At 72.6% G+C, this 12,417-nt stretch carries 13 protein-coding genes; 7 read left to right on the top strand and 6 right to left on the bottom strand.

The features are described from left to right. Positions 1–302: 302 nt before the first annotated feature. The gene (locus tag ACZ7IF_RS29385) at positions 303–1,532 is read right to left on the bottom strand and encodes an acyl-CoA dehydrogenase family protein (protein WP_470977439.1); all 1,230 of its coding nucleotides are present in this window, start codon (positions 1,530–1,532) and stop codon (positions 303–305) included. 176 nt (positions 1,533–1,708) lie between these two features. Between ACZ7IF_RS29385 and ACZ7IF_RS29380 the strand changes: the two genes are divergently transcribed. Beyond that, positions 1,709–2,353, top strand: coding sequence for a TetR/AcrR family transcriptional regulator (locus ACZ7IF_RS29380; RefSeq protein WP_470977436.1), 645 nt, complete (start codon positions 1,709–1,711; stop codon positions 2,351–2,353). A gap of 15 nt (positions 2,354–2,368) precedes the next feature. On the opposite strand, the gene def is transcribed toward ACZ7IF_RS29380, so the two are convergent. Continuing rightward, the gene (gene def / locus ACZ7IF_RS29375; RefSeq protein ID WP_470977434.1) at positions 2,369–2,917 is read right to left on the bottom strand and encodes a peptide deformylase; all 549 of its coding nucleotides are present in this window, start codon (positions 2,915–2,917) and stop codon (positions 2,369–2,371) included. 121 nt (positions 2,918–3,038) lie between these two features. On the opposite strand from def, the gene ACZ7IF_RS29370 reads away from it, so the two are divergent. From ACZ7IF_RS29370 to ACZ7IF_RS29345, 6 genes are all read left to right on the top strand, one after another. Further along, positions 3,039–4,277, top strand: coding sequence for a MurT ligase domain-containing protein (locus ACZ7IF_RS29370; protein ID WP_470977431.1), 1,239 nt, complete (start codon positions 3,039–3,041; stop codon positions 4,275–4,277). Positions 4,278–4,303: 26 nt separating this feature from the next. Then, entirely contained in the window at positions 4,304–5,032 is a 729-nt protein-coding gene (locus ACZ7IF_RS29365; protein WP_469112433.1) for a type 1 glutamine amidotransferase, read from the top strand. 216 nt (positions 5,033–5,248) lie between these two features. Next, positions 5,249–6,274 (top strand): 6-phosphofructokinase, encoded by a 1,026-nt coding sequence (locus ACZ7IF_RS29360; protein WP_470977428.1) that lies wholly within the window; start codon positions 5,249–5,251, stop codon positions 6,272–6,274. Between the two features lie 91 nt (positions 6,275–6,365). Further along, on the top strand, positions 6,366–7,322 hold the full coding sequence (locus ACZ7IF_RS29355) for a cytochrome c oxidase assembly protein (protein WP_470977425.1): 957 nt from the start codon (positions 6,366–6,368) through the stop codon (positions 7,320–7,322). A 32-nt stretch (positions 7,323–7,354) separates the two neighbouring features. Further along, a complete protein-coding gene (locus tag ACZ7IF_RS29350; protein ID WP_185911042.1) occupies positions 7,355–7,513 on the top strand; it encodes a hypothetical protein in 159 nt (52 codons plus the stop codon). Positions 7,514–7,581: 68 nt separating this feature from the next. Then, positions 7,582–8,292, top strand: a complete 711-nt coding sequence (locus ACZ7IF_RS29345) for a lysophospholipid acyltransferase family protein (RefSeq protein ID WP_470977422.1) — start codon at positions 7,582–7,584, stop codon at positions 8,290–8,292. Positions 8,293–8,349: 57 nt separating this feature from the next. Here ACZ7IF_RS29345 and ACZ7IF_RS29340 read toward each other — a convergent pair whose 3' ends face one another. The 4 genes from ACZ7IF_RS29340 to ACZ7IF_RS29325 all read right to left on the bottom strand — a co-directional run bounded on the left by ACZ7IF_RS29340 (position 8,350) and on the right by ACZ7IF_RS29325 (position 12,412). Next, complete coding sequence (locus ACZ7IF_RS29340; protein WP_470977419.1) at positions 8,350–10,017, bottom strand: alpha/beta hydrolase; 1,668 nt, start codon at positions 10,015–10,017, stop codon at positions 8,350–8,352. 172 nt (positions 10,018–10,189) lie between these two features. Further along, entirely contained in the window at positions 10,190–10,987 is a 798-nt protein-coding gene (locus tag ACZ7IF_RS29335) for an urease accessory protein UreD (protein WP_470977416.1), read from the bottom strand. Continuing rightward, positions 10,972–11,667, bottom strand: coding sequence for an urease accessory protein UreG (gene ureG, locus ACZ7IF_RS29330; RefSeq protein WP_470977413.1), 696 nt, complete (start codon positions 11,665–11,667; stop codon positions 10,972–10,974). The genes ACZ7IF_RS29335 and ureG overlap by 16 nt, the downstream gene beginning before the upstream one ends. A gap of 70 nt (positions 11,668–11,737) precedes the next feature. Further along, on the bottom strand, positions 11,738–12,412 hold the full coding sequence (locus ACZ7IF_RS29325; protein WP_470977409.1) for an urease accessory protein UreF: 675 nt from the start codon (positions 12,410–12,412) through the stop codon (positions 11,738–11,740). Positions 12,413–12,417 lie beyond the last annotated feature (5 nt).

The following is a 12,417-nucleotide window of genomic DNA, read 5'->3' as shown; positions in this document are numbered from 1 at the left end:
TTCCCTTCTTCTTCGGGGGGGGGCGTCCCCCCCCCCCCCCCCCCCCCCCCCCCCCCCCCCCCCCCCCCTTCTCCCCCCCCCCCCCCCCCCGCCTCTTCACCCGGGCCCTGATCCGCCTCCTGCGCCCGTGACGGGCCGGGCCGGGGTGCCGTGATCACCACGCGCCCGGGAGAGGCCCTTGGCACACCGCCACCCCAGTACGGCAACGGCCCCCACGGCCCGTACCCCCGCACTGCCGCACCCCGCTGCGCCGACGCCACCCGCCCCCCGGGGACCGCCGGGGGGGGCGGAAAGGACCGCGGCTAGCGGATCGGCATGCCCGACAGGGTGCGGGCGATCACCAGGCGCTGGATCTCGCTCGTCCCCTCGAAGATCGTGTAGATGGCCGCGTCGCGGTGCATCCGCTCCACCGGGTACTCCCGGGTGAAGCCGTTGCCGCCGAGGATCTGGACCGCCTGGGCGGTGACCTTCTTCGCCACCTCGCTCGCGTAGAGCTTCGACATCGAGCCCTCCGCCGAGGTGAACGGCTTGCCCGCGACCGCCATCCAGGACGCCCGCCACACCAGCAGCCGGGCCGCGTCGATCTGCGTGCGCATGTCCGCGAGCTGGAAGGCCACCCCCTGGTTGTCGATGATCGGGCGGCCGAACTGGGTGCGGGTCTTCGCGTAGTCGAGGGCGACCTCGTACGCCGCGCGCGCCGTGCCTACGGCCATGGCCCCCACCGCGGGCCGGGAGGCCTCGAAGGTGGCCATCGCGGCGTTCTTCACCCGCTCGCCGCCGCCCGCCGCCGCCCGCTCACGGGCCCGCGCGAGCCGCTCGTCGAGCTTCTCCTTGCCGCCGAGCAGGCAGGAGCCGGGGATCCTCACGTCCTCCAGGACCACCTCGGCGGTGTGCGAGGCGCGGATGCCGTGCTTCTTGAACTTCTGGCCCTGGGACAGGCCGGGGGTGTTCGGCGGCACGATGAAGGAGGCGTGGCCCTTGGTGCCGAGCTCCGGGTCGACCACGGCGACGACGATGTGGACGTTGGCGATGCCGCCGTTGGTGGCCCAGGTCTTGGTGCCGTTCAGCACCCACTCGTCCCTGGCCTGGTCGTAGACCGCCCGGGTGCGCATCGCGCCGACGTCGGAGCCTGCGTCCGGCTCGGAGGAGCAGAAGGCGGCGACCTTGACGTCGTCCGGGGTCCCGTACATCTGCGGGATCCAGGTGCCGATCTGCTCCTCGGTGCCGTTGGCGACGACCCCGATGGCCGCGAGGCCGGTGCCGACGATGGACAGGGCGATGCCGGCGTCGCCCCAGAAGAGCTCCTCCATGGCCATGGGGATGCCGAGGCCGGTCGGGTCGAAGAACTGCTGGGCGTAGAAGTCCAGCGAGTAGATGCCGACCTTGGCCGCCTCCTGGATGACGGGCCACGGAGTCTCTTCCCGCTCGTCCCATTCGGCGGCCGCGGGCCTGATCACGTCGGCGGCGAAGCCGTGGATCCAGTCCCGGACCTGCTTCTGGTCGTCGTTGAGCTCCATGGTGAACTCCGCCATGTCCCCTCCAGCTGTCTCACACGGTTACCGTTACTGCCGGTAACCCTCACCGTGGCCACAGTCTGTTACCGGCTGGTAAGCACTGTCAAGCGCCGCCGATTCGGTGACGGGGGTACGCGGGGTGTTACGTTGCGTGGGCGTCACGCACATCGCAAGGGCGGGGAGAGAAACACGTCATGGAGACCAGTCAGCAGCCGGGCGAGCCGGGAGCGGGAGAACGCCGCCGGCGCGAGCTGCTCGAAGCGGCGGACCGCGTCGTACTCAGGGACGGCCCCAAGGCCTCCATGAACGCCATCGCGGCCGAGGCCGGCATCACCAAGCCGATCCTCTACCGGCACTTCGGCGACAAGGCGGGCCTCTACCAGGCGCTCGCCGTACGCCACACCGACGCCCTGCTCGACTCCCTGCGGGCCGCGCTCGACGCCCCGGCCGAACGCCGCAAGCGGGTGGAGTCCACGCTGGACACCTACCTCGCCGCCATCGAGGCCCGCCCGCAGGTCTACCGCTTCCTGATGCACCCCGCCGAGGACTCGCAGAGCAGTGAGCGCGGCTTCGACGTCGGCCTGCACTCCGCCCCCCTGCTGCGCCGGCTCGGCGAGGAGCTGGCGAAGGTGGTCGGGGAACGGGTCGACCTCGGCCCCGGCGGCGACCAGCTCGCCCGGATCTGGGGCCACGGCATCGTCGGCATGATGCACGCGGCCGGCGACTGGTGGCTCGGAGAGCGCCCCTGCGAGCGGGCCGCGCTGGTGGCGGGCCTCACCGACCTGCTCTGGGGCCGCCTGGCCACCGCCGGCAACCGTGTGGACGGCCCCGGCTTCTGATCCGCGCAGGAACGCCTACCCGCGACCGCCGCCCCACGGGGCCTTGTTGATGGCCCGGCGCAGCCGGCGGGCGCGCAGGCCGGTCACCCGGTCCGCGTAGACCGTGCCGTCGAGGTGGTCGCACTCGTGCTGGAGGCACCGGGCGAAGAACCCGGTGCCCTCCACGCGCACCGGGGACCCGTCGGAGGCGACCCCCTCGACGACCGCCCGGTCGAAGCGGACGGTGCCCGCCTCCAGGCCGGGCAGCGACAGACAGCCCTCGGGGCCGCGGAACTCGTCCCCGTCCGCCTCGACCAGCCGGGGATTGACGACGTGTCCCACATGGCGGACGTCCTCGTCGTCGGGGCAGTCGTAGACGAAGACCCGCCGCCCGGTGCCGATCTGGTTCGCGGCCAGCCCGACGCCCTGGGCGGCGTACATCGTGGCGAACATGTCCTCGATGAGCCGGTCGAGTTCGGGCCCGAAGTCGGTGACCTCGGCGCAGGGAGAGTGCAGCACCGGGTCGCCCAGCAGGGTCATCGGGCGTACGGAACCGGTGGTACCGGGGAGGGGACGCTGTCGCATGGCGGTAAGGGTACGACGGGCGAATATATGAGTGGATCCGCGGCGACCTGGGGCGCCGCGGTCAAGGCCGCGGCCGGTACTGGATAGGCTGGGGCGACCGACGCTAGGAGGACAAGGGACGATGGCAGGCAACACGGAGCCGCTTTCGCCGCGGGCCAAGCTGGCCGTGACGGCGGGCAAGGCCGCGGCGGCGGTGTCGCGGGCCGCGGGACGCGGAAGCGGATCGGTGATCGGAGGCAAGGTCGCACTCAGGCTGGACCCCGATCTTCTCGGCGCGCTGGCGCAGCATCTCGATGTCGTCCTCGTCTCCGCGACGAACGGCAAGACCACGACGACCCGCCTGATCGCGGAGGCCCTGCGGGCCAGCGGTCCGGTCGTCTCCAACGCGCTGGGCGCGAACATGCCGGCCGGCATCACCTCGGCGCTGGCCGGCGGCTCGGACGCCAAGTACGGCGTCATCGAGGTGGACGAGAAGTACCTGGCCGGGGTGGCCCGGGACGTCACCCCCAAGGTGATCGCCCTGCTGAACCTCTCCCGCGACCAGCTGGACCGCGCGGCCGAGACCCGCATGCTCGCCGAGAAGTGGCGCGAGGGGCTCCAGGGCTCCAAGGCCGTCGTGGTCGCGAACTGCGACGACCCCCTGATCGTGTGGTCGGCGTCCTCGTCGCAGAACGTGGTCTGGGTCGCGGCCGGCCAGGAGTGGAAGGACGACGCCTGGTCGTGCCCCTCCTGCGGTGGCGTCATGCAGCGCCCGGGCGACGACTGGTTCTGCGGTGAGTGCGGCTTCCGCCGCCCGGCCCCGAGCTGGGTGCTCTCCGGCGACCACGTGCTCGACCCGCACGGCAGCGCCTGGCCGATCCACCTCCAGCTGCCCGGCCGCGCGAACAAGGCCAACGCCGCCACCTCGGCCGCCGTGGCCGCCGTGTTCGGCGTGCCGCCGCAGGTCGCGCTGGAGCGCATGTACCAGGTGCAGGCCGTCGCCGGCCGCTATGACGTGGTGAGCTTCATGGGCCGTGAGCTGCGGCTGCTGCTCGCGAAGAACCCGGCGGGCTGGCTCGAAACGTTTTCGCTGATCGACGGGCCGCCGGCGCCGGTGATCCTCGCGGTCAACGCCCGCGGGGCCGACGGCACCGACACCTCGTGGCTGTGGGACGTGGACTACCCGCGCCTCGCCGGGCACCCGATCTTCGTGATCGGCGACCGCAAGCTCGACCTCGCGGTCCGCCTGGAGGTCGCGGGCCTGGACTTCCGGGTCTGCGAGACCCTCGACGAGGCCGTCCAGCTGGCGCCCCCCGGGCAGATCGAGCTGATCGCCAACTACACGGCCTTCCAGGACGTGCGCCGCCGCGTCGGCAACTAGTACCCAGACCTTCGAAGGACAAGAGCATGAGCGACAACAGCCTGCGTCTGGTGTGGGTCTACCCCGACCTGCTCAGCACGTACGGAGACCAGGGCAACTGCCTCGTCGTGGAGCGCCGGGCGCGCCAGCGCGGCCTGGACGTGCAGCGCGTGGACGTGCGCAGCGACCAGCCCATCCCGACCTCGGGCGACATCTACCTGATCGGCGGCGGCGAGGACCGGCCGCAGCGGCTGGCCGCCGAGCGGCTGCTGCGCGACGGCGGTCTGGAGCGCGCCGTCTCGAACGGGGCGATCGTCTTCTCCGTCTGCGCCGGGTACCAGATCCTCGGCAACGAGTTCGTCAACGACATGGGCGAGCGCCAGCAGGGCCTGGGCCTGCTGGACGTGGTGACCGTGCGCGGCGAGGGCGAGCGGTGCGTCGGCGACGTCATCGCCGACATCGACCCGCGCCTGGGCCTGCCGCAGCTGACGGGCTTCGAGAACCACCAGGGCGTCACGCACCTCGGCCCGACGGCACGGCCGTTCGCCCGGGTGACGATGGGCCGCGGCAACGGCACCGGCGACGGCACCGAGGGCGCGTACAACGACACCGTCTTCGGCACGTACATGCACGGCCCCGTGATGGCCCGCAACCCGCTCATCGCGGACCACCTGCTGAAGCTGGCCCTCGACGTGAACGCGCTGCCGGCCATAGACGACCGCTGGTACGACGCGCTGCGCGCGGAGCGCATCGCGGCGGCCACGCAGACCGCGTAGGTCCCTGGGGGCGCTCCCGCCCCTGCCGCACGGCCGCCGGCCCGGATTCCCCTCGGGGAGTCCGGGCCGGTGTGCGTTCGTACGATCTTCTGTTTGTTCCGACCATCCTGTGGAGGATGGTTCAGTCCAGCCGGAATCCGCTTGTAGGGTGACGGGTAGTTCCAACCGGACGACGTGGTCCGGTCGTCGGCCCACGTTGCAAAGGTTCTTCCTGCCATGCGCATTGGTGTGCTCACTTCCGGCGGCGACTGCCCCGGCCTCAATGCCGTCATCCGCTCCGTCGTGCACCGCGCCGTCGTCGACCACGGCGACGAGGTCATCGGCTTCCACGACGGCTGGCGCGGCCTCCTGGAGTGCGACTACCGCAAGCTCGACCTGGACTCCGTCGCCGGCATCCTGGCCCGCGGCGGCACCATCCTCGGCTCCTCCCGGGTCCAGCCCGCGCACCTGCGCGACGGCGTGGAGCGGGCCCGCGGGCACGTCGCGGACCTCGGCCTGGACGCCATCATCCCGATCGGCGGCGAGGGCACCCTGAAGGCGGCCAACCTGCTCGCCCAGGGCGGCCTGCCGATCGTCGGCGTACCGAAGACCATCGACAACGACATCGCCTCCACCGACGTCACCTTCGGCTTCGACACCGCCGTCGGGGTCGCCACCGACGCGCTGGACCGGCTGAAGACCACCGCCGAGTCCCACCAGCGCGTGATGGTCGTGGAGGTCATGGGCCGCCACACCGGCTGGATCGCCCTGCACTCGGGCATGGCGGCCGGCGCGCACGCCATCGTCGTCCCCGAGCGCCCCTTCGACATCGAGGAGCTGACGGCGATCGTCGGCGAGCGCTTCTCGGCGGGCAAGCGGTTCGCGATCGTCGTGGTCGCCGAGGGCGCCAAGCCCCTTCCCGGCACGATGGAGTACCAGGCGGGCGGCAAGGACCAGTACGGCCACGAGCGCTTCGCGGGCATCGGCAACATCCTGGCCGTCGAGCTGGAGCGGCGCCTGGGCAAGGAGGCCCGTCCGGTCATCCTGGGCCACGTCCAGCGCGGCGGCACGCCCACCGCGTACGACCGGGTGCTGGCCACCCGCTTCGGCTGGCACGCGGTGGAGGCGGCGCACCGGGGCGAGTTCGGCATGCTGACGGCCCTGCGCGGCACGGACATCGTGATGGTCCCCCTCTCGGAGGCCACGTCGACTCTCAAGACGGTCCCGACGGACCGCTACGACGAGGCGCAGACCGTTCTGTGATGTTTCCCCCCTTCTGAGGCCGCCCCCGGACGCGATCGCGTCCGGGGGCGGCACTACTGTGGTGGGGCGCCACAGTCAAGGGAGTGAAGGTATGGATCACAGCGGTCACGGCATGGGCATGAACATGGACCTGCCGCCGTTCACTCTCGGGCGCGGGCTGGAGATCTCCCCCGACGGCTTCTTCCTCGTGGGCTCGCTGCTGGGGCTCGCCCTGTACGGGTGGGGCGTGCTGCGGCTGCGCGGGCGCGGGGACTCCTGGCCGGTGGGCCGGACCGTCGCCTTCGTCGCCGGTGTGCTGACGGTGATGCTGGTGATGTGCACCAAGCTGAACGACTACGGCATGGTCATGTTCAGCGTGCACATGGTCCAGCACATGGTGATCAGCATGGTCACCCCGATCCTGCTGCTGCTCGGGGCCCCCGTGACACTGGCCCTGCGGGCGCTGCCGCCGGCGGCGCGCGGCCACAAGGGGCCGCGCGAGCTGCTCCTGATGCTGCTGCACAGCCGGTACATGCGGATCATCACCCACCCCGCCTTCACCATCCCGATGTTCATCGCGAGCCTCTACGCGCTGTACTTCACCCCGCTCTTCGACTTCCTGATGGAGAGCAAGGCCGGCCACATCGGCATGATGGTCCACTTCCTCGCCGTCGGTCTGATCTTCTTCTGGCCGATCATGGGCGTGGACCCCGGCCCGCACCGCCCCGGCTACGTGATGCGCATGCTGGAGCTGTTCGCGGGCATGCCCTTCCACGCCTTCTTCGGCATCGCGCTGATGATGGCGAGCGAGCCGATGATCAAGACGTACGCGAACCCGTCGGCCTCCCTGGACATCGACCCGCTGCTCGACCAGCAGTGGGGCGGCGGCATCGCCTGGGCCTTCAGCGAGATCCCCTCCGTGCTGGTGCTGATCGCGCTGATCTACCAGTGGTACCACTCGGAGCAGCGGGTGGCGCGACGCTCGGACCGGGCCGCCGACCGGGACGGTGACAAGGAGCTGGCCGCCTACAACGCGTATCTCGCCTCGCTCCAGCAGCGCGGCCAGTAGCGCGGAGCCCGCATCAGGCGCCACCATGGGGCATGACCGGATCCGTTAAGGCGATGGCCGTCACGACCTTCGCCGCTCTGGTGGCCGTCTCCACGTACTCGGTGGCGCTCGGCAGCAACGGCTGGCTGTGGTTCGGCTGGGTGGTGCTGGGGCTGCTGACGATGGGGCTGGCTGCCTCGCGCAGCGCCTGACCCTCCCGGCCCCGCGTTGACTGTCCGTAGGATGGCCGTGACATAGGGGCATCGACGGGAGCGGCCTGGTGTTCTACCACTTGCTCAAGCACGTACTGCTCGGTCCGCTGCTGCGGCTGCTTTTCCGGCCGCGGATCGAGGGGCTGGAGAACATCCCCCCGGAGGGCGCCGCGATCGTCGCGGGCAACCACCTGTCCTTCTCGGACCACTTCCTGATGCCCGCGATCCTCACGCGCCGGATCACCTTCCTCGCCAAGGCCGAGTACTTCACCGGGCCCGGCCTCAAGGGCCGGCTGACCGCCGCCTTCTTCCGCAGCGCCGGGCAGATCCCGGTGGACCGCTCCGGCAAGGACGCCGGGCAGGCGGCCCTGCGCGAGGGGCTCGGGGTGCTGGCCAAGGGCGAGCTGCTCGGGATCTACCCCGAGGGCACCCGCTCCCACGACGGGCGGCTGTACAAGGGCAAGGTCGGGGTGGCGGCCATGGCCCTGGGGGCGGGGGTGCCGGTGGTGCCCTGCGCCATGCTCGGGACCTTCGAGATCCAGCCGCCCGGGCAGAGGCTCCCGAAGATCCGGCGGGTCACCATCCGCTTCGGGGCGCCGCTGGAGTTCTCCCGGTACGCGGGCATGGAGGGCGAGCGGGCCGTGCTGCGCGCGGTCACGGACGAGATCATGTACGCGATCCTGGGCCTCTCCGGCCAGGAGTACGTGGACCGGTACGCGGCCGAGGTCAAGGCCGAGGAGGAGGAGAAGCGGAAGAAGGCCCGGCGCCTGACGCGCTGAGCCTTCTCCGCCCGGATCACCGGGGTGCTTCTGTCACCGCTGGTGCCTTGCCGGGTCCTAGCGGACGACGGCCGGGAGCTCCTCGTGCTGCGGCAGCGCGGCGGCCGGGGCCTCCGCGAGGGACTTCGCCGCGGCCGGGGCCGGCGGCACCGGGGTGGCGTGCGGGCCGCACTTCACGTCCTGGGCGTCGACCTTGCCGGTGAGCAGGTAGGCGTCCACGCGGGTGTTGATGCAGGGGTTCACCAGGCTGGTGACGCCGTGCGAACCGGCGTTCTGCTCGGTGATCAGGCGCGAGCCCGCCAGGCGGCGGTGCAGCTCGACGGCGCCCTCGTACGGGGTGGCCGCGTCACGCTCGGACTGGACGATCAGGACCGGGGCGATGCCGCGCTTGGCGCCGACCTCGATCGGGGTGCTCTGCTTGGACTTCCAGGTCGCGCAGGGCAGGTTCATCCACGCGTTCGACCAGGTCAGGAACGGGTACTTCTTGTGCAGCTCGGAGTTGTCCCGGTCCCACTTGGCCCAGCTGGTGGGCCACTTGGCGTCGGCGCACTCCACCGCGGTGTACACGGCGTTGCCGTTCTCGGAAGCGGCGTTGCCCTTGGTGTCGGACATGTCCGGGGCGATGGCCTCGATCAGCGGCTTCTCGTCACCGGCGGCCCAGGCGCTGAACGCCTGCGCGACCGGGACCCACGAGGAGTCGTAGTACGGGGCGCCCTGGAAGAAGCCGATCAGCTCGGCCGGGCCGACGACCCCGCCGAGCGGGTTGGCCTTGGCCTTGGCGCGCAGCTCCTGGTACTTGGCCTCGACCTTGGTGCGGGTGTCGCCGAGGTGGAAGACCGCGTCGTTCTTGGCGACCCAGTCCTGCCAGTCGTTCCAGCGCATCTGGAAGGCGACGTCCTGGTCCAGGTTGGCCTGGTACCAGATCTTCTCCTGCGCCGGGTTGACGACGCTGTCGACGATCATGCGGCGCACGTGGGTCGGGAAGAGGGTCGCGTAGACCCCGCCCAGGTAGGTGCCGTAGGAGACGCCGATGAAGTTGAGCTTCTGCTCGCCGAGGGCGGCCCGGATGACGTCCAGGTCGCGCGCGGTGTTCGGCGTGGTCATGTGCGGCAGCATCTCGCCGCTGCGCTCCTTGCAGCCGTCCGCGTACTCGGCGGCGAGCTTGCGCTGGGCGCGCTTGTCGGCCTCGCTGGAGGGGACCGGGTCGGCCTTGGGGGCCTTCACGAACTCCTGCGGGTCGATGCAGGAGATCGGCGCGGAGTGGCCGACGCCGCGGGGGTCGAAGCCCACGAAGTCGTACGCCTTGGAGGTGTTGACCCACAGCGGGCTCTTGGTGGTGATCCGGCGCGGGAAGCGCATGCCGGAGCCGCCGGGGCCGCCCGGGTTGTAGAGGAGGGCGCCCTGGCGCTCCTCCTTGGTGCCGGTGGAGACGGCGCGGTCGACGGCGAGCTCGATGGTCTTGCCGAAGGGCTTGGTGTAGTCGAGCGGGACCTTGACCCAGCCGCACTGGATCGGCTTCTCGAAGCCCCAGTCGGCAGGACAGTCCTTCCAGTCGATGCCGGCGCGCGCGGCGCGGGCGGCGGCGATCTGGACGCCGATCGCCTCGGCACCGCCGTTGTCCCGGCCGGCCGGAGCGGCCGAGGCCGGCGGCGCGAGCAGCAGGCCCGCGGCCAGCGCGCCGGTGATGAGGGTGGCGGCGCTCCCCAGCGTCGCGTTGCGTATCACGTGGTTGATCCCCCTGGTCATGTGCCGCCCGGAGCGGCGGGTTTGGGTCAGGGGGATCCTTTCGTCTGACCGGTACCCGGCAACAGAGCACGGTCGAGTTCTTTGCCAACCCGATAACCGGAAACGCGTGTACCGCTGAGCGGTGTCCCATTGCCCCGGTTCTGTCCCCCCGTCACCAGCCGTACCTGCGCAGCGCCCCGTCGAGCAGCTCGCGCAGCCGCAGCGCGTCGGGGGCGAGTGCCGTGACGAGTACGGCGGGTCCGGCCAGCGGGGTGGCCGCCGCGAACTCGCCCAGTACGGCGGCCGGGGGCGGGTCCTGCTCGAAGCGCGGGTCGACCACCAGGAGCTGGCCGAGGGCGCGGTGGCCCGCCGTGACGGCCGGGCCGTCCCAGCCGCCCGGTGCTCCGGGGCCGCAGGACAGCTCCTGGTCCAGCAGGGGCCGGCCGTCCCGGGTGACCGTGAGGCGGCTGCGCAGCAGGCCGGGGGCCTCGGCGCTGCGTCCCAGCACCTGTTCCTCGCGCAGCAGGAGGCGGGCGGTGGGGGCCAGTTCGGCGCGGGTGGTGGCGCGCAGATCGCTGCCGCGCACGGAGACGAGCGGCTCCGGCAGCCAGCGCACCGCCGCCCCGTCGGCCAGCGCGAGCCGTACGTCGTACCGTGCGGGCTCCCCGGTGCGGCCGGGCAGGGCCAGGGTGGCGGCCGCCGAGCGCAGGGCGAGGCGGGCGCCGGGTCCCGCCTCGGCCTCCACCGTGAGGTGGTCGCCGCCGAGGGGGGCGCTCATCGCGCCGACCAGCATCACTCCGGCCTCGGCGCCCTCGCCCCGGGTGCGGCGCAGGGCGAGCGGCCCCTCCCCGGCCAGCAGGGGCAGGGCGGTGCCGCCGCGCCCGTCGGCGGCGGCGCGGATGCGGGCGGTGGCGCGGAGGGAGGCCGGATGGGGGGCGGCGGGGGGTGCGCTGGTCACCGTACGGCCCATGCGGCGATCCGGCCGCGCACCCAGTCGGCCACCGGGGCGACGCCTTCGGTGCCGCGCAGGGACTGGAAGGCGACGGGCAGGTCGCCGCGCTGGGCGGCGGCGTCGCGGGCCATGCGTTCCAGGTCGGAGCCGACGTGGGGGGCGAGGTCGGTCTTGTTGACGACGAGGAGGTCGGAGGTGGTGACGCCGGGGCCGCCCTTGCGGGGGATGTCGTCGCCGCCGGCCACGTCGATGACGAAGATCTGGGCGTCGACCAGGCCCCGGGAGAAGGTGGCGGTCAGGTTGTCGCCGCCGGATTCGACGAGGATCAGGTCGAGGGGGGCGCTGGCCAGGAAGGCCTCCTCCAGTTCCTCCACGGCCTCCAGGTTGGCGGAGATGTCGTCGCGGATGGCGGTGTGCGGGCAGGCCCCGGTCTCCACCGCGCTGATCCGCTCGGGGGGCAGGACGGCCTCGCGGAGCAGGAACTCGGCGTCCTCGCGGGTGTAGATGTCGTTGGTGACGACGGCCATGGACAGTTCGGCGCGCAGGGCCCGGCAGAGGGCGGCGACGGTGGCGGTCTTGCCGGAGCCGACGGGTCCGCCGAGGCCCACGCGCAGGGCGCGGCGGGTGCCGTCGGCGCGCAGGGGGACGGCGCCGTGGGTGTGGCGGTGGGGGTAGGTCACGTCGTGGTCGAGGTGCACGGCAGGTCTCCTTGGGGAAGGTGGTCGGGCGCCGGCGTCGGCTCGGCGTCGGCGCTCAGCAGGCTCGCGCTCAGGAGGCGAAGAGGCGTACCGCCCAGTCGGCATGTGCCTCCGCCGCGATCTCCAGCAGCGGTGAGGAGGCCGCGGGCAGGGCGTCCGCGCCCTCGGTACGGGCGAGCAGGGCCGCCTCGGCCGCCCGGGCGGCGACGGCGTCGAGCTCGGGGGCGAGGCGGGCGAGTACGGCGCTCGCCTCGAAGGGGTCGAGGCCCAGCAGCCGTACCGTCGCCGTGGCCGGCCCGCTGACGCTCTCGTACGCCGCCACGTGCGCGGCGTCCAGGGCCCCGAGCCCGGCGGCCCGGGCGGCGAGGCCGAGCACCACCGGCTGGTGCGCCCCGCGCGGGAAAGCGGCGGCCAGCGCGTCCAGTTCGGCGGCGGGCCAGGTGGCGCGGGCGGCCCGCAGCAGCTGCCGGCCGAGCCGCCGCGCGGCGGCGCGCAGCGCGGGCGAGGGGGTGCGGGCGTCGGCGGCGGCATCGAGTACGGCCGGGTCGAGCCCGAGGGCGGCGGCCGCGGCGAGCCCGGCGGCGGTGAGCCCGGCGGTGTGCAGACGTCCCCGGCAGAACTGGGCCAGGGTGGCGGCGTCGTGGATGCGGCCGGCCTTGCAGGCGGCCTCCGCCCCGCCGGAGTGGGCGTGCCCTCCGGCGGGGAAGCGGCCGTCCGCGAGTACGAGCAGCGCGGCGAGGCTCATCGGCG

It is taken from the genome of Streptomyces sp. NPDC037421 (genome assembly GCF_055602105.1).
This window is presented reverse-complemented; position numbering and strand designations above follow the sequence as displayed.